This window comes from Streptomyces sp. MB09-01 (assembly GCF_033794505.1).
Taxonomy (GTDB): Bacteria; Actinomycetota; Actinomycetes; order Streptomycetales; family Streptomycetaceae; genus Streptomyces.
Genome location: NZ_JARAYQ010000071.1, coordinates 1 through 19,843 on the forward strand (window position 1 = coordinate 1; position 19,843 = coordinate 19,843).

General features: G+C 73.4%; 17 protein-coding genes. 5 read left to right on the forward strand and 12 right to left on the reverse strand.

What is annotated here, in order from left to right; translation table 11 throughout:
• Positions 1-69 precede the first annotated feature (69 nt).
• On the reverse strand, positions 70-1,413 hold the full coding sequence (locus PV721_RS17055) for a diaminobutyrate--2-oxoglutarate transaminase family protein (RefSeq protein WP_319725056.1): 1,344 nt from the start codon (positions 1,411-1,413) through the stop codon (positions 70-72).
• A gap of 307 nt (positions 1,414-1,720) precedes the next feature.
• Here PV721_RS17055 and PV721_RS17060 point away from each other — a divergent pair, with 307 nt between their 5' ends.
• A complete protein-coding gene (locus PV721_RS17060; RefSeq protein WP_319725010.1) occupies positions 1,721-2,890 on the forward strand; it encodes a hypothetical protein in 1,170 nt (389 codons plus the stop codon).
• Positions 2,891-3,033: 143 nt separating this feature from the next.
• Here PV721_RS17060 and hflX read toward each other — a convergent pair whose 3' ends face one another.
• The 6 genes from hflX to miaA all read right to left on the reverse strand — a co-directional run bounded on the left by hflX (position 3,034) and on the right by miaA (position 11,130).
• Entirely contained in the window at positions 3,034-4,536 is a 1,503-nt protein-coding gene (hflX, locus tag PV721_RS17065; RefSeq protein ID WP_319725012.1) for a GTPase HflX, read from the reverse strand.
• 139 nt (positions 4,537-4,675) lie between these two features.
• A complete protein-coding gene (locus PV721_RS17070) occupies positions 4,676-6,124 on the reverse strand; it encodes a M1 family metallopeptidase (RefSeq protein WP_319725014.1) in 1,449 nt (482 codons plus the stop codon).
• A gap of 253 nt (positions 6,125-6,377) precedes the next feature.
• Complete coding sequence (locus PV721_RS17075) at positions 6,378-8,459, reverse strand: RelA/SpoT family protein (RefSeq protein ID WP_319725016.1); 2,082 nt, start codon at positions 8,457-8,459, stop codon at positions 6,378-6,380.
• A 140-nt stretch (positions 8,460-8,599) separates the two neighbouring features.
• Positions 8,600-9,475 carry a diaminopimelate epimerase gene (gene dapF / locus PV721_RS17080; protein ID WP_319725018.1) on the reverse strand — a complete coding sequence of 292 codons (876 nt, stop codon included), beginning with the start codon at positions 9,473-9,475 and terminating at the stop codon, positions 8,600-8,602.
• Positions 9,476-9,546: 71 nt separating this feature from the next.
• Positions 9,547-10,059, reverse strand: a complete 513-nt coding sequence (locus tag PV721_RS17085) for a hypothetical protein (RefSeq protein ID WP_319725058.1) — start codon at positions 10,057-10,059, stop codon at positions 9,547-9,549.
• Positions 10,060-10,191: 132 nt separating this feature from the next.
• Complete coding sequence (gene miaA, locus PV721_RS17090; RefSeq protein ID WP_319725019.1) at positions 10,192-11,130, reverse strand: tRNA (adenosine(37)-N6)-dimethylallyltransferase MiaA; 939 nt, start codon at positions 11,128-11,130, stop codon at positions 10,192-10,194.
• Between the two features lie 185 nt (positions 11,131-11,315).
• Between miaA and PV721_RS17095 the strand changes: the two genes are divergently transcribed.
• Positions 11,316-11,531 carry a gliding motility protein gene (locus PV721_RS17095; RefSeq protein ID WP_319725020.1) on the forward strand — a complete coding sequence of 72 codons (216 nt, stop codon included), beginning with the start codon at positions 11,316-11,318 and terminating at the stop codon, positions 11,529-11,531.
• Between the two features lie 23 nt (positions 11,532-11,554).
• Positions 11,555-11,800 carry an antitoxin gene (locus PV721_RS17100; protein WP_319725021.1) on the forward strand — a complete coding sequence of 82 codons (246 nt, stop codon included), beginning with the start codon at positions 11,555-11,557 and terminating at the stop codon, positions 11,798-11,800.
• Positions 11,801-11,885: 85 nt separating this feature from the next.
• On the opposite strand, the gene PV721_RS17105 is transcribed toward PV721_RS17100, so the two are convergent.
• Together PV721_RS17105 and miaB are read right to left on the reverse strand one after the other, a co-directional pair.
• The gene (locus tag PV721_RS17105) at positions 11,886-12,593 is read right to left on the reverse strand and encodes a class III extradiol dioxygenase subunit B-like domain-containing protein (RefSeq protein WP_319725022.1); all 708 of its coding nucleotides are present in this window, start codon (positions 12,591-12,593) and stop codon (positions 11,886-11,888) included.
• A gap of 188 nt (positions 12,594-12,781) precedes the next feature.
• Entirely contained in the window at positions 12,782-14,302 is a 1,521-nt protein-coding gene (gene miaB / locus PV721_RS17110) for a tRNA (N6-isopentenyl adenosine(37)-C2)-methylthiotransferase MiaB (protein WP_319725023.1), read from the reverse strand.
• Between the two features lie 136 nt (positions 14,303-14,438).
• Here miaB and PV721_RS17115 point away from each other — a divergent pair, with 136 nt between their 5' ends.
• Entirely contained in the window at positions 14,439-15,434 is a 996-nt protein-coding gene (locus PV721_RS17115; protein ID WP_319725025.1) for a TAXI family TRAP transporter solute-binding subunit, read from the forward strand.
• A 66-nt stretch (positions 15,435-15,500) separates the two neighbouring features.
• Here the strand turns inward: PV721_RS17115 and PV721_RS17120 are convergent, their stop codons facing one another.
• The 3 genes from PV721_RS17120 to PV721_RS17130 are packed head-to-tail and all read right to left on the reverse strand — an operon-like array spanning position 15,501 to position 18,393.
• Positions 15,501-16,535: an ROK family protein gene (locus PV721_RS17120; protein WP_416371118.1), complete on the reverse strand. Its 1,035-nt coding sequence runs from the start codon at positions 16,533-16,535 to the stop codon at positions 15,501-15,503.
• Positions 16,532-17,629 carry a LacI family DNA-binding transcriptional regulator gene (locus tag PV721_RS17125; protein WP_319725027.1) on the reverse strand — a complete coding sequence of 366 codons (1,098 nt, stop codon included), beginning with the start codon at positions 17,627-17,629 and terminating at the stop codon, positions 16,532-16,534. The genes PV721_RS17120 and PV721_RS17125 overlap by 4 nt, the downstream gene beginning before the upstream one ends.
• An 8-nt stretch (positions 17,630-17,637) precedes the next feature.
• A complete protein-coding gene (locus tag PV721_RS17130) occupies positions 17,638-18,393 on the reverse strand; it encodes an NEW3 domain-containing protein (RefSeq protein ID WP_319725029.1) in 756 nt (251 codons plus the stop codon).
• A gap of 192 nt (positions 18,394-18,585) precedes the next feature.
• On the opposite strand from PV721_RS17130, the gene PV721_RS17135 reads away from it, so the two are divergent.
• Complete coding sequence (locus PV721_RS17135; protein WP_319725031.1) at positions 18,586-19,839, forward strand: glycosyl hydrolase; 1,254 nt, start codon at positions 18,586-18,588, stop codon at positions 19,837-19,839.
• Positions 19,840-19,843 lie beyond the last annotated feature (4 nt).

Genomic DNA, 19,843 nt, shown 5'->3' on the forward strand with positions numbered 1-19,843 from the left:
GGTTCCGGGAGGAGGTTCGGGGTGGTGGGGGTGGACTGGTGCGGCTCTGGCATCGCGGGTCCTCGCGGGTCAGTGGGTCCGGCGGGCGGCGGCCGGGATGGCGTCGGCCAGGCGGTCCAGGACCGCCGCGGCCTGCTCGTCGGTCAGGGTCAGCGGGGGGAGCAGGCGGACTACGGCGCCGTGGCGGCCGCCGAGTTCGACGATCAGGCCACGGTCCAGGCACTCCTGGCGCACGGCGGTGGCGAGGGCCGGTGCGGCGGCCCCGGTCTCGGGATCGACGAGTTCGACGCCGATCATCAGGCCCCGGCCCCGGACGTCCCCCATGCAGGGATGGCCGGCGGCCACACCGCGCAGGGCCGTCAGCATCCGCTCGCCGAGGACGGCGGCGCGCTCGGCGAGGCGGTTCTCGCGTACGAAGGCGAGCGTGGCGGTTCCGGCGGCCATGGCGAGCTGGTTGCCGCGAAAGGTTCCGGCGTGGGCTCCGGGGGTCCAGACGTCCAGGCCGGCCCGGTACACGATCACCGCGAGCGGCAGGCTGCCGCCGATCGCCTTGGACAGCACCATCACGTCCGGCACCACCCCGGCGTGGTCCACGCCCCAGAAGGCACCGGTGCGTCCGACGCCCGTCTGCACCTCGTCGGCGATCAGCGGGATCCCCCTCGCCGTGGTGATCTCGCGCATCCGGCGCAGCCAGGCGTCCGGGGCGGGGATGACCCCGCCCTCCCCCTGGACGGGTTCGACGATCAGGCCGGCCGGGGCGGGCACCCCGCCCTTGGGGTCGTCCAGCAGGTTCTCCGTCCAGCGCGCGGCGAGTTCGGCGCCGGCGGCGCCGCCGACACCGAACGGGCAGCGGAAGTCCTGCGGGTAGGGCAGCCGGGTCACCCGTACGTCCTGGGCGCCGCCCGAGGCGTCCAAGGCCCCTGCGGTCATGCCGTGGTAGGCCCCGGTGAAGGCGAGCAGCCCGGACCGCCCGGTCGCGGTGCGCACCAGTTTGAGGGCGGCCTCCACGGCGTCCGTACCGGCCGGCCCGCAGAACTGGATGCGTGCGTCGGCTGCCAGTGCCGGCGGCAGGTTGGTGAACAGCTCGGTGGTGAAGGCGTCCTTGACGGGGGTCGCCAGGTCGAGGACGTGCAGCGGGGCCCCCGAGTCGAGGACTCCCCGCACGGCTTCGAGCACCACCGGGTGGTTGTGCCCGAGGGCGAGGGTGCCGGCGCCGGAGAGGCAGTCGAGGTAGCGCCGGCCGTCGGCGCCCTCGATGGTCAGCCCCCGGGCCCGCACCGGGACGATGGGCAGGGAGCGCGCGTACGTCCGGGCGGCGGACTCCCGCTGAGCCTGCCTGCGCAGGATCCCGTCGGCGGCGACGGAGCCGCCGCGTTCGCCCCGGCCCGGTACCCGGCTGCCCTGTGGCGGCACTTGGGGCGCGTCCTGCGGCGGGATGTGTGCCGCGTCCGCCGCCGCGGCCGGCTCGGTCAAAGCCACGAGTGTCGGTCCTCCCGCACTGAACGCTCTTCCGGATTGCGCCTCGAACACCAACGCTGCTCCCCCATCCCCCGTACGTACCAACGACGGTGACGGCGACGGATCACGGGTGGCCCCAAGATCCTTGCCGCGCAAGGGGCGAGCAGCAGGAACCACGGCCCCGGGCTGTGTCGTCCTGGGCGGCAGCGGCATAGTGGGGGGCTGCACTCCACGCCTCGAAAACACCAGGGGGACGAACGACATGCGACCGAACCGACCGGTCACCGCGATCCTGTGCGCGGCCGCGCTCGCGCTGACCGCAGCTGCCTGCGGCCCCGGCGACGAGGAGGCCGGCGGCGACGCCAAGCCGACCGTGGCGGCGAGCCTTCCGGGCCCGGACGGGATCAAGATCCCGGACCAGCTCAAGGAGAAGCTCAAAGAGCGCGGCATCGACCTGGAGAAGTGGAAGGGGGGTGAGTGGAAGAACTGGAAGAAGGAGGACTGGCTCCGCGAGACGGGCGACTACATCAACCCGATCATCGAGGGCCTGTGGGACCCGGACCGCATGCGTGACGCCGAGCAGCCGCAGCGCCCCTCCGTCGACCCGGACGCGGGCAAGGACCAGGGCGTCACCGACCCGACCCCGGCCCCGGTGACGGCCAAGCCGGTGAACCCGCCCTACCACCAGAGCGTTCCGGCGTCCGGCAAGGTCTTCTTCGACGGGCCCGAGGGTTCGATGGTCTGCTCCGCGACCGTGGTCAAGGACCCGGCTCACCCCGGCAAGTCGAACATGGTCTGGACCGCGGGCCACTGCGTGCACGCGGGCAAGTCCGGCGGCTGGTACCGCAACATCGCCTTCGTCCCGTCCTACAACAACGCGGGCAAGCCCTCGGCACAGCTCAAGGGCGCACCTCGCGAGCAGGTGGCCCCGTACGGCGTCTGGTGGAGCGACTGGGCGCAGACCTCGGACCAGTGGATCGCGACCGGCGGCCCGACCGGCGGCGCGGGTGCCCCGTTCGACTTCGCGGTGCTGCACGTGACGCCCGAGAAGGGCAGCGGCAAGTCCCTGGAGGAGACGGTCGGTTCGGCGCTCCCGGTGGAGTTCGCCGCGCCCGCAGTGCCCAAGGTCGCGAGCATCACGGCGACCGGTTACCCGGCGGCGGGTCCCTTCGACGGCCAGAAGGCCTTCCAGTGCACGGACAAGCCGGGCCGGCTGTCCCTGAACGCGACCGACCCGGCGATGTACCGCATCGGCTGCACCATGACCGGCGGTTCCTCCGGTGGCGGCTGGGTCGCGGCGGGCGCCGACGGCAAGCCGGCGCTGGTGTCGAACACCTCGATCGGCCCGGCCAAGGCGGGCTGGCTGGCCGGACCCCGGCTGGGTCCGGAGGCGAAGGGCGTCTTCGAGGCCGTCAGCCGCAAGTTCAAGTAGCTCCTGCTCCAGCCCCCGCCCGCACCGCTGGGCAGACCGAACGACCGAGGGCCCCCTGCACACTGCAGGGGGCCCTCGCCCGTCAAGCCTCGTGCCGTCAAGCGGTCATGCCGTCGAAGCGGCCGGCAGGCCCTCCGGCCTACTCACTGCTTCGCGAGCGCGTACGGCGCCAGATCCGCCGCCAGCTCCTGGTGGACCCGCGCCCTGAGCAGGGTGCCGTCCGGGGTGTGCTCCTCGGAGATCACCTCGCCCTCGGCGTGCGCCTTGGCGACGAGCGAGCCGCGGGTGTACGGCACCATGGCCTCCACCTCGACCTCGGGCCGCGGCAGCTCGGAGTCGATGAGCGCGAGGAGTTCCTCGATGCCCAGCCCCGTCCGCGCCGATACGGCGATCGAGTGCCGCTCGATCCGCAGCAGCCGCTGCAGGACGAGCGGATCCGCGGCGTCCGCCTTGTTGATCACCACGATCTCGGGCACGTTGACCGCGCCGACCTCGCGGATCACCTCGCGCACCGCCGCCAGCTGCTCCTCCGGCGCCGGGTGCGAGCCGTCGACGATGTGCAGGATGAGGTCGGAGTCACCGACCTCCTCCATCGTGGAGCGGAACGCCTCGACGAGGTGGTGCGGCAGGTGCCGGACGAAGCCGACCGTGTCGGCGAGGGTGTAGACCCGGCCGCTGGGCGTCTCGGCCCGGCGCACGGTCGGGTCGAGGGTGGCGAACAGCGCGTTCTCCACCAGGACGCCCGCGCCCGTGAGGCGGTTGAGCAGCGAGGACTTGCCCGCGTTGGTGTAGCCGGCGATGGCGACCGACGGCACCTTGTTGCGGCGCCGTTCCTGCCGCTTGATGTCGCGGCCGGTCTTCATCTCCGCGATCTCCCGGCGCATCTTCGCCATCTTCTCGCGAATCCGTCGCCGGTCCGTCTCGATCTTGGTCTCACCGGGTCCTCGGGTGGCCATGCCGCCACCGCCGCCGCCACCCATCTGCCGGGACAGCGAGGCACCCCAGCCGCGCAGTCGCGGCAGCATGTACTGCATCTGCGCGAGGGCGACCTGTGCCTTGCCCTCTCGGGACTTGGCGTGCTGGGCGAAGATGTCGAGGATGAGGGCGGTCCGGTCGACCACCTTCACCTTGACGACGTCCTCGAGGGCGATGAGCTGGCCGGGGCTGAGCTCGCCGTCGCAGACGACGGTGTCGGCACCGCTCTCCATGACGATGTCACGCAGCTCGCGCGCCTTGCCCGAACCGATGAAGGTGGCCGGGTCCGGCTTGTCGCGGCGCTGGATCACGCCGTCGAGTACGAGAGCACCTGCGGTCTCGGCGAGGGCGGCGAGCTCCGCGAGGGAGTTCTCCGCGTCGTTCACCGTGCCGGAGGTCCAGACACCGACGAGAACGACGCGCTCCAGGCGCAGCTGCCGGTACTCGACCTCGGTGACGTCTTCGAGCTCGGTGGAGAGGCCGGCGACGCGGCGCAGGGCCGCGCGCTCCGAGCGTTCGAGCTGCTCGCCGTCCCGGTCTCCGTCGATCTCGTGGCTCCAGGCGACGTCCTCTTCCATCAGGGCATCGGCCCGAAGGCTCTCGGTGAAGCTCTGCGAGTCCCGCACGTCCTGTGCGTCCCGCGCGTCCTGGGAAGGGGAAGAGGAGGTCATTGGATCCTTACGTCGATTCGAATAGCACTGGCACGTGAACACGCACGTTAACTGTCACGTCCAACGTGTCACACCGCCGGGGGATTCCCCGAACGGCCTCGTCGATGGTGACATGCCCGTTCCTCACCGGTCACACGCTTTATTTGCGGGACGCGGCCGGGGTGCTCCACTCCGGGTGCCCGGGCATCGCCGGCGTGGTCTTGCCGTACAGCCAGGGCTCGAAGAAGGCCCCGAGGTCCCGGCCGGCCTCCTGCGAGGCCAGGCGTACGAAGTCCGCCGTGCCCGCGACGCCGTCCCGGTACTGCGACACCCAGCGCCGCTCCAGCCGGTCGAAGGCCTCGGTGCCGATCTCCTGCCGCAGCGCGTAGAGGATCAGCGCGGACCCGTCGTAGACCACCGGCCGGAAGAGCCCGATCTTCTCGCCGGGCGCGGCGGGCTTCGGGGCCGCCGGGGGGCCGCCCGCCGCCCGCCACTGGTCGGAGCGCTGGTACGCCTCGCGCATGCGCCGCTCCAGGGAGTACTTGCCGAGCCCGTCCGCGTACAGGGCCTCGTACCAGGTGGCGTGTCCTTCGTTGAGCCACAGGTCGGACCAGGTCAGCGGGGTGACGCTGTCGCCGAACCACTGGTGGGCGAGCTCGTGGACCATCACGGACTCGACGTACCACTCGGGGTAGCCCTCGCCCGCGAACAGGCTGTGCTCGAAGAGCGAGAGGGTCTGGGTCTCCAGCTCGAAGCCGGTCGTCGCCCGCGCGATCAGGACCCCGTAGTTCTCGAAGGGGTAGCGGCCGACCCGCTCCTCCATCCACGCGATGTGCCCCGCGGTCTTCTTCAGCCAGGGGTCCAGCCGTTCCCGGTCCGCGGCGGGGACCACGTCGCGCAGCGGCAGCCCGTGCGGGCCGGTGCCGTGCACGACGGCGGACCGGCCCACCGAGACCTGGGCCAGTTCGGTGGCCATGGGGTGCCGGGTCCGGTACGTCCACGTCTTCGAGGAGCCGAGGCGCATCGTGGGGATCACCTGCACCCCGTTGGCGACGGCCGTGAGCTCGGGCGGTGCGGTGATCCGGAAGGTGAACAAGGCCTTGTCGGCGGGGTGGTCGTTGCAGGGGAACACGCGGTGGGCGGCGTCCGCCTGGTTGGCCATGGCCAGGCCGTCCTCGGTGGGCACCCAGCCGCCGTCCCCGCGTCCGCGCGGGTCGCTGGTGTGGCGGACGGTGATGTGGAGCGGCCCGTTGTCCGGCACCGCCCGCGCGGGGGTCAGCACGAGGTCCTCCCCCACGCTCTCGAACCCGGCCGGCTCCCCGTTGACCTCGGCGGACGCCACCTTGCCGTGGGTGAAGTCCAGGTTGATCCGCTCCAGCGGCTCCAGCGCACGGGCGTCGATGACGGTGACCGCGTCGAGCGGGCTCCGGTTGTCCTTGTACGCGAAGGACAGGTCGTACGAGAGCACGTCGTACCCGGGGTTCCCGAGCTCGGGGAACAGCGGGTCGCCGATGCCCAGCGGCTTCGGCGGGGGCAGTACGGCGGCGACGAGGGTCAGGGAGGCCGCGGCGAGCAGAGCGGCGCGCAGGCGGGGGGAGGAGAGCTGCATCCACCACCGCTTACCAGCGCCCGACGCACGGCCGCGTACGGCGCGCGACGTTTCCACCCGAACGGGACCTTCCGGGGCCGTCCCGGCCTACGCCGCACTGACGCCGGGGTGAGGGCGGACCGGTGCCCGGGCAAGGGCGGGCCGACGCCTGAGCGAGGCTCCGGCGGCCTCTGAGCGACCTCCGGGCACACGACCGAGCGAGGTCCGGGCGCTGTACGGGCGGCTTTCGGCGCTCCCTCGGGAGGGCGGGGTCCTACGCCCGGCGCACGTCGTACACGCCCGGCACGTCCCGCATGGCGCGCATCAGCGCGGGCAGCCCGGTGGCGTCCGGCAGCTGCAGGGTGTAGGAGTGCCGGACCCGCTGCTCGACCGGAGGTTCCACGGTCGCGGAGACCACCTCGACCCCCTCGCGGGCGATGGCCTCGGTGAGGTCGGCCAGCAGGTGCGGGCGGCCGAACGATTCGGCGAGCAGGGTGACCCGGCAGTCGGCCGTGGCCCGCCAGTGCACGGCGACGGAAGTGCGCCCCACGGCGCGCATCTGCGCCACCGCCGCGCAGTGGATGCGGTGGACGGTGACGGCCCCGCCGCGGACCAGGAAGCCGGCGACGGCGTCGGGCGGCACCGGGGTGCAACACCCGGCGAGCCGCACGGTGGCGTCCGGCAGGTCGGCGACCGCGTTGCCGCCGCCGCCCCTGGCGCCGACCACCGAGAGCGGCGCCCGCGCGGCAGAGGTGGTGGACATCGCCCGGTCGGGATGGGATTCGAGCCAGCTGCTGATGGCGATCCGGGCGGCCGGGGTCCGCGCGTGGTCCAGCCATTCGGCGGCCGGTCCCGAGGAGGCGTCCTGCGCGAGCAGCAGCTGCACGGTGTCGCCGTCGGACAGTGGGGAGGACAGGGAGGCGAGACGCCCGTTGACGCGGGCGCCGATACAGCCGTGGGCCGCCTCGCCGTGCTGGGCGTAGGCGGCGTCGATGCAGCTGGCCCCGGCGGGCAGGCCCAGCGTGCCCCCGTCGGCCCGGAACACGGTGATCTCCCGGTCCTGGGCCAGCTCCTCGCGGAGCACGCTCCAGAAGGTGTCGGGGTCGGGCGCGGACTGCTGCCAGTCGAGCAGCCGGGACAGCCAGCCGGGCCGGGTGGGGTCCACCCGCTCCTCGTCGGGGTCGGCAGCCGTGTCGGGCGTCGCGGTGACGTACGGGTTGCCGAGCGCCACCACGCCGGCCTCCGCGACGCGGTGCATCTGCCGGGTCCGCACGATGACCTCGGCCACGTAGCCCTCGGGCGTGGCGACGGCGGTGTGCAGCGACTGGTAGAGGTTGAACTTCGGGGTGGCGATGAAGTCCTTGAACTCCGAGACGACCGGGGTGAAGCAGGTGTGCAGCTCCCCGAGCACCCCGTAGCAGTCGGCGTTCTCGCCGACGAGGACGAGGATGCGGCCGAAGTCGGAGCCGCGCAGCTCGCCGCGCGTCCGGGCGATCCGGTGCACGGAGACGAAGTGCCGCGGCCGGACCAGTACCTCGGCGGCGATGCCGGCGTCGCGCAGGACGGCCCGTACGGAGTCGGCGATGGCGGGCAGCGGGTCGCGTTCCCCGGCGTGCGCCGCGATGAGCGCGCGGGTGCTCTCGTACTCCTCGGGGTGCAGGATCGCGAAGACGAGGTCTTCCAGCTCGGTCTTCAGGGCCTGGACGCCGAGCCGTTCGGCCAGCGGGATGAGGACGTCGCGGGTGACCTTGGCGATGCGGGCCTGTTTCTCGGGGCGCATCACGCCCAGGGTGCGCATGTTGTGCAGCCGGTCGGCGAGTTTGATGGACATGACGCGGACGTCGTTGCCGGTGGCGACGAGCATCTTGCGGAACGTCTCGGGTTCGGCGGCGGCGCCGTAGTCGATCTTCTCGACCTTGGTGACCCCGTCGACGATGAAGCAGACCTCGTCGCCGAACTCCGCACGGACCTGATCGAGGGTCACCTCGGTGTCCTCGACGGTGTCGTGGAGCAGAGAGGCCGTCAAGGTCGTGGTCTCGGCGCCGAGTTCGGCGAGGATCAGGGTGACGGCGAGCGGATGTGTGATGTACGGCTCACCACTTTTTCGCATCTGACCGCGGTGTGAGGTCTCCGCGAGGAGGTAGGCCCTTCGCAGAAGGGACAGATCGGCGTCCGGATGGTGGGCGCGGTGGGCCTCGGCGACGTGCCCGATGGCGTCCGGAAGCCGGTCCCGGGACGTGGGCCCGAGCAGGGCCGCGCGCCCGAGCCGGCGCAGATCGAGCCTGGTCCGGCCCCGTCTGCGGAGCTCAGGGCGCGCTTCGGGGTGTGCTTCGGGGTTCGTGGCCTCTGCACTCATGGGCACCTCCGGCGGCTTCGACCGGCGGTGGCGGGCATGGGGTGAGCCCTCAGGGCCGGTGCCTGATGTTACCGACCCCACCACGTGGCGCAGTCCACCTCTCGCTCAGCGTGAAACGGATCACCCATTAGAGGGAAGCTTCAGGCGAAAGCCGTTTCGGTGAGCCAGGCCTCGTCGAACTCGCCCGCGGCCACGATCACGGCCGGTCCGGTCATGTCGATCTGCCCGTCGGGGTGTTCCGTGATGTGCAGGGTTCCGCCCGGGAGGTCGACGGTGTACGTGACCGGTGCGCCGGTGACGGCCGGGTCCACGCCGTCGCGGCGGATGGTGGCCACGGCGACGGCGCAGGCGCCGGTGCCGCAGGAGCGGGTCTCGCCGGAGCCGCGCTCGTGGACGCGCATGGCGACGTGCCGGGGGCCTCGGTCGACGACGAACTCGACATTGACACCCGTCGGGTAGGTGGACGCCGGGCTGAAGGGCGGGGCGGTGTAGAGGGTCCCGGCGTCGTCGAGGCTCTCAACGAAGGCCACGGCGTGCGGGTTCCCCATGTTCACGTTGCGCGCGGGCCAGCTCCTGGAGCCGACGCTGACCGTGACCTCGCCCTCGGGGAGTTCGGCGCGGCCCATGGAGACGGTGACGTCGCCGGTCTTGTCCAGGTGGACCCGCTTGATCCCGCCCCGGGTGGCGACGGCCAGGTCCCCGGGCTCGACGTGGCCGGCGTACTGGAGGTAGCGCGCGAAGACGCGCACGCCGTTGCCGCACATCTCGGCGATGGAGCCGTCGCTGTTGCGGTAGTCCATGAACCACTCCGCCTCGCCGGCGAGGTGTGCCGCCTCCGGGTGCGCGGCGGACCGGACGACGTGCAGGACGCCGTCCGCGCCGATGCCGGCCCGCCGGTCGCACAACTTCGCGACCGCGGACGCGGGCAGTTCGATGGCGTTGTCCGGGTCCGGGACGATCACGAAGTCGTTCTCGGTGCCGTGGCCCTTGAGGAAGGAGAGAGTGCGCTGCGTCACCCGCCCATGGTACCGAGGCCCAGCTCAGCGGCGCCGTGCGGTCCAGTACGCGGACCCCGGCGGGGGGCCGGTCAGCGCAGCCGGGCGACCCGGTACACGGCCAGGCTGACGACGGCCAGCGCGATCACGGCGTACAGCGCGACCATGCGCCAGTCCGGGCGGCGGCCGCTCCCCCGGGCCGGGAGCCCGGGCCACGTGTAGCCGACCCGTCGGGCGGCCATCATGCCCCAGCCTCCGGCGCAGCAGCTGATCAGGAAGCCGAGCATGGCGACCACGGCTCCGCCGTCGCCGAACTCGAAGGCGAGCGGGAAGGCGAACATCAGGGAGCCGGCGGTGCCGAGCATGACGATGGGGGCGATCTGCCACACGCGCAGGCGGCGCTGCGGGCGCAGTTCGACTTCGAACTCGGGGCCCGCGGCCGCCTCCGCCTCGGCGGTGTCCGGGGTGTCCGGGCCGTCGGGCGTCAGCCGCGCGGGATCCGCGGGCAGCCCGAGGCCTGCGGGCCCGTCCGTACCGCCGAGAAGCGTCGGATCCGCTTCCCGGCGGGTGTCGTCCCGCCCGGTGTCGCGAGGGCCGGCCTCCATCGCCACGCGCCCTCCCCACTCGGACTCAGTGCGCCGCCATTCACCGCAGGTGACCGCACCCGCTGAAGTTTGATGATGGCACGCCCCCGGCCCCGCAACCGGCGCCCGGTGCGTCCCGATGCCATCACGTGATCAGGCTGTGACCGCTCGTTCGACCAACGACTGCGCGAGTCCGGGGAGTTCCCCCCGGTCGGCGGCGGCTCCGCTGAGCCAGTGCACGCGCGGGTCGCGGCGGAACCAGGAGTCCTGACGGCGGGCGAACCGCTTGGTCGCCCGGACGGTCTCCGCCCTGGCCTCGTCCTCGGTGCACTCCCCGGCGAGCGCGGCGAGCACCTGCTGGTAGCCGAGCGCCCTGGAAGCGGTGATTCCGTCGCGCAGCCCGCGGGCCTCCAGCGCGCGGACCTCGTCCACCAGCCCGGCTTCCCACATCCGGTCCACGCGCAGTGCGATCCGCTCGTCGAGCTCCGGCCGGGCGACGTCGACGCCGATCTGCACGGTGTCGTAGACGGACTCGTGGCCGGGCAGATTGGCGGTGAAGGGGCGTCCGGTGATCTCGATGACCTCCAGCGCGCGGACGATGCGGCGGCCGTTGCTGGGCAGGATGGCCCGGGCTGCGGCCGGGTCGGCGGCGGCGAGGCGGGCGTGCAGGGCGCCGGAGCCGCGCAGCGTGAGCTCGTCCTCCAGCCGGGCACGGACGTCGGGGTCGGTGCCGGGGAACTCCATGACGTCCAGGGCGCCCCGGACGTACAGGCCGGAGCCGCCGACGAGGACGGGCGTGCGGCCCTCGGCGAGCAGTTTGTCGATCTCCAGGCGGGCCAGGCGCTGGTACTCGGCCACGTTGGCGGTGTCGGTGACGTCCCAGATGTCGAGGAGGTGGTGCGGGACCCCGCCGCGCTCCTCGGTCGTCAGCTTGGCGGTGCCGATGTCCATCCCCCGGTACAGCTGCATGGAGTCGGCGTTGACGACTTCGCCGTCGAATCGGCGGGCCAGGGCGACGCCCAGGTCTGACTTTCCCGCCGCGGTGGGACCGACGACGGCGATGACCCGCGGGGCGGGGGCTGCTTTCCTCACCGCCCCAGTCTCGCAGCCCACGGTCAAGACACGTTCATGTACCCGATCGAGTTACGTGACGGGGCGCGGACGGGGTCGTTGCCCTGGCGAGGTTCCGGCCCGGCATGCGCCCTGCGTACGCCCGGCGGAGGCCGGCCCGGCCAAGGCGGAACTTCACTCACACGAGTAGCGTTAGGGGAGTAGAGATGGGCGTTTTCGATCGGTTTTTTCGTCGTAAGGAAGAGGCCGCGACCGAGGAGGTCGCTGCCGAGGCCCTGACGGCGGAGTCCGGTGCGGCCGAAGAGGCCGAGGCCGGGCCGGCTGTTGCGGAGGCCCCGGCGACGGAAGCCGTGGAGATCCCGAAGCAGCAGTCGGCCGAGGTGGTCGCGGACAGCGAGGCCGGCGAGGGCGCCCGCACGTAGCGACCGCCAACGGAAGGTGACCCATGGGCCTGCTGGACAATCTGAAGGCCAAGCTCGCTCCGGCGAAGGAGAAGGTCGAGGGCCTCGCGCAACAGCACGAGGGCAAGATCGGCGAGGGTCTGGACAAGGTGGCCAAGGCCGTGGACTCCAAGACTCACGGCAAGTACAGCGACCGGATCTCGAGCGGTACGGGCAAGGCGAAGGACGCCCTGGGCAAGATCGCGCACAAGGACGCCCCTGGCGGTACGACGCCGCCGACCACCTCCTGACGCGCTTCCGGAAGGGGCGCGGGACCAACGGCTGCCGCCGGTCCCGCGCCCCTTCGGCGTCTGCGGAAGGCCTCCGGGCCCGCGGCTACGACCAGGCGGCCACGAAGTAGCCGACCCCGTACGGCGCGTCCTCGTACAGCAGGCGGCCTTCGAGGCCCGCGCCCTCGGCGGCGCCCGCCAGCACCTGCCAGGGGGCCCGGCCGGCGGCCTGGAGTTCGGCCGCGAGCTCGGCGTCCAGCACGGCGAGGGCGTCCGTGTCGGCAGCCCCCAGGGCGCGGGCGGCGGCCGCGTCGAAGCCGGCGGCGCGCTCGTCGAGGTATCCGGGGGCCTTCAAGGTCCGTCGCGCGCTGCCGTCACCCATGACGAGCAGGGCGACCCGGGCGGCGCGAGCGGCGAGCTCCCGGCCGGTCTCCAGGCAGCGCGCGGTGTCCGTCGATTCCCCTACGCCCAGCCCCTCGAGGGGGGCGGCGCCCCACCGCGCGTGCCGCAGCAGCCAGGCGCCGACGGCGAGCGAGGGGGGCAGCAGGCGCGGCCCCTCCTCGCCCTCCCCGAGCTGTACGTCGCTCTCGACGCCGAAGCCGCGGAAGCTGCCGCGGGCGCCCTGCGGGTAGGGGCCGCGGTGGTCCTGGTCGGCGGCGCCGATCACGACCAGCAGGTCGGGCCGTGAGGCGGCGAGCACCGCCAGCGCGTCGGAGCAGGCGGTGCGGGCGTCGCCGAGTTCGGCGGCGGCCCCCACGGCGACCTCCGGCACGAGCAGGGGCGGGGCGGGACAGACGGCAGCGGCTACGAGCATGATCCGCAGCCTAACGCCAGCGCGGCTCGGGCGGGGCGGCCGTGCGGTGCCGCCCGGGCGCCGTCGCCGCCCGTGCCTCGGGCGCCCGCGGAGCCGGATCCGGGGCGCCGGGTGGCTTCCTGGCGCCTTCCGGCCCTGGGCTCGGCCCCGGATCCCACGCCGCGAACGCCGGCGGGGCCGGATTCGGCTCAGCCCTGCGGCACCGCGCAGCCGGACGTGGTGGCCGGGAGGGGAGCCGGGACCCCGAGGGTGGGGATGCCGAGCATGACGCCCGCGGGCTGGGCCGGGGCGGCGTTGCGCTTCTGCCAGGCGTCGCCGGCGCGGGTGCGGCGCACGGTCAGCGTCGGGCCCTCGGCCAGGAGGTGGTGCGGGGCCGCGTAGGTGATGTCGACGGTGACGACGTCGCCCGGGCGGACCTCCGCCTCCGGCTTCGTGAAGTGGACCAGGCGGTTGTCGGGGGCGCGACCGGAGAGGCGGTGCGTGGCGCCGTCCTTGCGGCCCTCGCCCTCCGCGACCATGACCTCCAGCGTCCGGCCGACCTGCTTCTTGTTCTCCTCCCAGGAGATCTCCTCCTGGAGGGCGACGAGGCGCATGTAGCGGTCCTGCACGACCTCCTTGGGGATCTGCCCGTCCATGTCGGCGGCGGGGGTGCCGGGCCGCTTGGAGTACTGGAAGGTGAAGGCGTTCGCGAAGCGGGCCTCGCGCACCGTGTGCATCGTCTGCTGGAAGTCCTCCTCCGTCTCACCGGGGAAGCCCACGATGATGTCGGTGGAGATCGCGGCGTGCGGGATCGCGGCGCGGACCTTCTCGATGATGCCGAGGAAGCGCTCCTGCCGGTACGAGCGGCGCATCGCCTTGAGGATCGGGTCCGATCCGGACTGCAGCGGCATGTGCAGCTGCGGCATCACGTTGGGGGTCTCGGCCATCGCCGCGATCACGTCGTCCGTGAAGTCGCGCGGGTGCGGGGAGGTGAAGCGGACGCGCTCCAGGCCCTCGATCTGGCCGCAGGCGCGCAGCAGCTTGCTGAAGGCCTCGCGGTCGCCCAGGTCGGAGCCGTACGCGTTCACGTTCTGGCCGAGCAGGGTGATCTCCGAGACGCCCTCGGCGACCAGGGCCTCCACCTCGGCGAGGATGTCGCCGGGCCGGCGGTCCTCCTCCTTGCCGCGCAGCGCGGGGACGATGCAGAAGGTGCAGGTGTTATTGCAGCCGACGGAGATCGAGACCCACGCGGCGTACGCGGACTCGCGGCGGGTCGGGAGCGTGGAGGGGAACGCCTCCAGCGACTCGGCGATCTCGACCTGCGCCTCTTCCTGGATGCGGGCGCGCTCCAGGAGCACGGGGAGCTTGCCGATGTTGTGCGTGCCGAAGACGACGTCGACCCAGGGGGCCTTCTTGACGATCGTGTCGCGGTCCTTCTGGGCGAGGCAGCCGCCGACGGCGATCTGCATGCCGGGGCGCTTCGTCTTCATCGGGGCCAGCCGGCCCAGGTTGCCGTACAGCTTGTTGTCGGCGTTCTCGCGGACCGCGCAGGTGTTGAAGACCACGACGTCGGCGTCGCCGTCGGAGCCCTCGGGCGCCCGGACGTAGCCGGCGTCCTCCAGCAGACCGGAGAGCCGCTCGGAGTCGTGCACGTTCATCTGGCACCCGTAGGTGCGCACCTCGTAGCTTCGCTTCTCGTCCACTGCCTGGCTCCGGTCGCTGCTGGTCATGCACCAAGGGTAGGCGGTACCCGGGAGCCCTCTCTCCCGCGTGCGACCGGCCGCGGCAGGGCGGCCTGGGACCGGGGCGGGTGCGCGGGCGGCCCGCGCCGTGACAGGACGGCGGACGGATGGCAGGATCGCGGGCATGCCTCTCGTACCGCCCCGGATCAGCAGGCGCCACGCCCTGCGGGTCCTGGTGGCCGTACTCGCCGTGCTCGGCGTCCTGACCTGGTGGCTCAAGCCCTTCGGGGAGCCGGAACCGCAGGGCGAGCTGACCTTCAGCACGGGCGCGCGGACCGGGGTCTACCACCGCTACGGACAGCTGCTGCAGCAGGCGCTCGGGCGGGACGTGCCCGGGGTGGACGTGCGGCTGGAGACCAGCGAGGGATCGCAGGAGAACCTGAAGCGGGTGGCCTCCGGTGAGGCGGACTTCACGGTGGCGACGGCGGACGCGGTCGCCAAGTACCGGCTCGACGGGAAGCCGCGCGCGGACCTGCTGCGCGGGGTCGCCCGGCTGTACGACGACTACGTGCAGCTGGTGGTGCCGGCCGACTCCCCAGTGCAGTCGGCCCGGGACCTGCGGGGCAAGCGGGTCGCGATCGGCCAGCCGGGGTCCGGGGTGCGGCTCGTCTCGGAGCGGCTGCTCACGGCGGCCGAGCTGGACCCGGTGCTCGACATCACGCCGGTGTCCATCGGCATCGACACGATGCCGGGCGAACTGGAGGCCGGCCGGATCGACGCCTTCTTCTGGTCCGGCGGCCTGCCGACGAACGCCGTGCGCGAGCTGTCGGAGCGGTTCCAGATCCGCCTCGTGCAGCTCGGCGACCTGGTGGAGCAGCTGCAGGAGAGCGGCAGCCCGGCGCGCCACTACCGGACGGCGGTCATGCCGCAGGACGCGTACGCGCGGGCCCGCAACACCAGCGCGGTGACGACCCTGGCCGTGCCGAACCTGCTGGTGACCACGGCCGAGACGGACCCCGCCCTGACCGAGCAGCTGACGCGGACGGTGATCCTCAGCCGCGACCTGGTCGGGCGCGAGGTCCACGCGGCGCAGCTGGTGGACCTGCGGACGGCGATCTACACCGATCCCCTGAAGCTGCACGAGGGTGCGGGCCGGTACTACCGGTCGGTCAAACCCTGACGTTCCCTGCGAGGGCGAGAGCGAGACGGCCGGGCCTGCGAGGGCGAGACCGAGGCGGCCGGGGCCCTACGGGGTGGGGGACGACGGCAGCAGCATCGTCGCCGCGGCGGCGGCGCCGATCAGGCCCGCGTGAGTGCCCAGGGTCGCCGGGACCACCTGCAGCTCCTTGACGAAGGAGAGCGTGGCGTAGGCCGCGAGGTGGGTGCGGATCGGGGCGAACAGGATGTCGCCGGAGGCGGCGACCCCGCCGCCGATGACGGCGATGTCCGTTTCGACGAGGGTCGCGGTGGCGGCGATGGCGGCGGCCAGCGCACGGCCCGCGCGGTCGAAGGCGGCCAGGGCGATCGGGTCGCCCGCGGCGGCGGCCGCGGCCACGCCGGCGGCCGAGGCGTCCCGCGCGCTCCCCGTGCCGTTCCCGTTGCTCGCGCCGGCCTGAGGGGTCCAGCCCTGGTCCCGGGCCCAGCGGGCGATCGCCGTACCGGAGGCGATCGACTCGACGCAGCCGCGGCTGCCGCAGACGCACGGTTCGCCGTCGAAGGCCACGCTCATGTGGCCGATGTGGCCCGCGTTGCCCGTGGGGCCGGGGTGCAGCTGGTTGTTCAGGATGAGGCCGCCGCCCACGCCCGTGGAGACGACCATGCAGAGCGCGTTCGCGTGCCCCCGGGCCGCGCCCAGCCAGTGCTCGGCGGCGGTCATCGCCACGCCGTCCCCGGCCAGTACGGTCGGCAGCCCGGCCCCGCGCGCCGCGAGCTCCGCCGCCACCCGGGCCTGGACCGGGAACTCCCGCCACGCCCCGATGTTCACCGGGCTGACCGTGCCGCGGGAGGTGTCCACAGGGCCGGCGCTGCCGATCCCGCAGCGGACCGCCGAGGCCCACAGCGGGGAGCCGGACAGGTCGTCGACGACCTCGGTCACCGCCGCCATGACACCCTCCGCGTCCACTCCCCGCGGGGTCGTCCGGCGGGTGGTGGCGGTCATCGTGCCGTCGGGGTGCACCAGCGCGCCGGCGATCTTCGTGCCGCCGATGTCGATCGCCACCGTCAGGCCGGCGGCCGCGGCGGCTGCGCGCGGTGCGGGGAAGGGGGCGGTGGGGGTGATCACGGTGGCGGCTCCAGGAAGGGTTCAGGATTCAGTATGCGCGGGGGCGGCGCCGTGCTCTCGCGAGGCTCCAGCCGCGGCTGCTCGCTGATGCGGACCCCGGGCGGCCCGCCCGCGAGGACGGCGAGGAGCTCCTCGGCGGCGAGCCGGCCGAAGCCGGCGGTGTCGCGCACGAGGGCGGTGAGCCGGGGATGGGTGACCCGGCAGAGCGCGGAGTCGTCCCAGGCCACGACCGAGAGCCGGCCCGGTACGGGGATGCCCAGCTCGGCGGCGACCGCGCTCCCGGCGACGGCCATCACGTCGTTGTCGTAGACGAGTGCGGTGGGCGGCTGCGGCTCGGCGAGGACCCGGCGGGTGGCCGCCGCGCCCTCGGCGTCGGAGTAGTCGGTGACCACCGAGCGCACCTGGTCGGGGCCGAGTCCGCGCCGCGCGGCCTCGGTCCGCAGGGAGTCCATCCGCCGGACGGTGTGGGCGAGGCCCGGGAGCCCGGCGATGTGGACGATCCGGCGGTGGCCCAGCCCGTGGAGGTGGTCCAGGACCTGGGCCATGGCCCCGGCGTCGTCGGCCCGTACGCAGGAGACCGCCGCGGGTTCGGGGACCTCCGGGGCCGGTGAGGGACGGTCGGCGGCCTCGGGCTCGCCGATGGTGACGGCGGGCAGGCCCAGCGCCCCGAGGAGTGCCGGGCGCGGGTCCCGCATGCGCGGGTCGACGACGAGGACCCCGTCGACCCGCCGTTCGGCCCACCAGCGCCGGTAGAGCGCGCATTCGGCGTCGATGTCCTCGACGACCTGGAACAGCAGCGCGGTCCGGGCGGCGGAGAGGACCTCCTGGATGCCGGAGACGAGCTGGAGGAAGAAGGACTCGACGCCGAGCGTGTGCGCGGGCCGGGCGAGGACCAGTCCGACGGCTCCAGACCGTTCGCCGGAGAGGGCGCGGGCGGCGCTGTTGGGCTGCCAGCCGAGTTCCTCGGCGACGCGGCGGATCCGGGCCCGGGTGTCCTGCGAGACGCCGGGCCGGTCGTTGAGCGCGAACGACACGGCGCTCTCCGACACCCCGGCCTGCCGGGCGATGTCCTTGATCGTGGGTCTGCGGGCCATGACCTGTCTCATTCGTCCTTCGGGTGCGTCACGCGTGGCGGAATACGGAGAGCAATGGCCGGACCGTACGCGATCCTGCCCTGGCAGGCGGCCTTGACCGCGATCCAGTACTCCCCAGGAGGGGTGTCGAGCGGCGGCCGCACCTCGAACTCCACCTCGACCGGCCCGTCCGCCGGTACGCGCAGGGGCAGCGCGGCGGGGGCCGTCAACTGCCAGGTGCCGTACGGGGAGACGGCGTAGGCGCGGCCCGTCAGCGCGCTGCGGACGCCGGTGCTGCCGATCCGGGCCCGTACGAGGCCCCGCGCGCCGGGGGCGACGACGACCTGCGGGTCGGGCGCCTCGACCCACAGCCCGGGGGACCCCGCCGACCGCGCCGAGCTGCGCGCCCCGCCGCCGCGCGCCGGATCTGCCTCGAACGGCAGCTCGGCGAGGGGGCGCCCGTCGGGGGTGGCGACCCGGGCGGTGGCGGCCAGCAGCTCGCCGGGCGCGGCGGCCCCCGTGCCGACGGCGACCTCGGCAGTGGTCGTGCCCTTCGCGCCTGCGCCTGCGCCTGTGCGCGCGCCTGCGTCCGTGTCGGTGTCCGTGTCCGTGCGCAGGATGCGCGGGTGCGGGGTGGTGAGGCCCTCGCCGTGGACGGTGACGTACAGCGGGCCGGCCGGACGCTCCCTGCGGATGCGCACGCGGACCACCTGCGCGGGCGCTTCCGGCGGCCCGGTGAAGAGGGCCGGAGTGGTGACCGCCGTGACCGAAATACCGCTGTCCATTTCCACGCGCTTCCCTGTGGCCAGCCATAACTAAACCGCATTAGTTCCCTCAGGGTCCAGCGAACAGAACCCTTGTGTCAACTGCACTGAAGCGCATAAGTAGCCGGGGCTGGGGCCCTGTTGACTTTCCTCATCCCCACCGGCAGGTTGGGGCCCCATCCGGTGAATTCCCCCAGAACTCCAGGACGCCCTGTGCACGATGACGCGCTCCGCTTCGGCGCCAACTACACGCCGGCCCGCGGCTGGTTCCACCACTGGCTGGACTTCGACCTCGACGAGGTCAGGGCCGACCTCGACTCGATCGCCGCGCTCGGGCTGGACCACGTCCGCGTGTTCCCGCTGTGGCCGGTCTTCCAGCCGAACCGGACGCTGATCCGGCCGCGCGCCGTGGAACAGCTCGTCGCGCTCGCGGACGCGGCCGCCGAACGCGGGCTCGACGTCAACGTGGACGGTCTGCAGGGCCACTTGTCGAGCTTCGACTTCCTGCCCGCCTGGACCCGGACCTGGCACCGGCGCAACCTCTTCACCGACCCGGAGGCGGTCGTCGGGCAGCAGGAGTACCTGCGCACGCTGGCGGGCGCGCTCGCCGACCGGCCGAACTTCCTGGGCATGACCGTCGGCAACGAGATCAACCAGTTCTCCGACGCCCCGCACCCCGACCCCGACCGGATCACCCGGGACCAGGCCTCCCGCTGGCTGGAGCGGACGCTCGCCGCCTGCGAGCAGGGCGCGCCGGGGCGGATGCACCTGCACGCCGAGTACGACGCCGCCTGGTACCAGGACGGGCACCCCTTCACGCCGGCCCAGGCGGCCCGGCTGGGCGCGGCCACCGCCGTGCACTCCTGGGTGTTCAACGGCACCGCGCAGCGCCACGGCGGGAGCGGGACCGCGACCGAGCACCACGCCGCGTACCTCATCGAGCTCTCAAAGGCCTGGGCCCTCGACCCGCACCGCCCGGTGTGGCTCCAGGAGGTCGGCGCCCCGGCGCCGCTGATCCGGCCGGAGCACGCGGCGCGGTTCACCGAGGCCACCGTCACGAACGCGCTGGACTGCCCGGACCTGTGGGGCGTGACCTGGTGGTGCTCGCACGACGTGTCCCGGGAGCTCGCGGACTTCCCGGAGCTGGAGTACGGCCTCGGCCTGCTCACCAACGACCGCCGGACCAAGCCGGCCGGCGCCGCCGTGGCCCGGATCGCCGAGGAGTGGCGTGGCCGGGCGCACCGCCCGGCCGTGCGCTCCACCGCGCTCGCCGTGGACGTCGGCGGGGCGGAGGAGGCCCCGGGCCGGTCGGTGTGCGCCCCGGGCGGCACGTTCTTCGACGCGTGGGCCGCACTGACGGCCCAGGGGGTGCGCCCCGCGGTGATCCTGGCGGAACTGGCCGAGGACCCGGCCCACCTGGCGGCGCGCGGCATCACCGAGGTGCTGCGCGTGCACGACGTGACCTGACCGA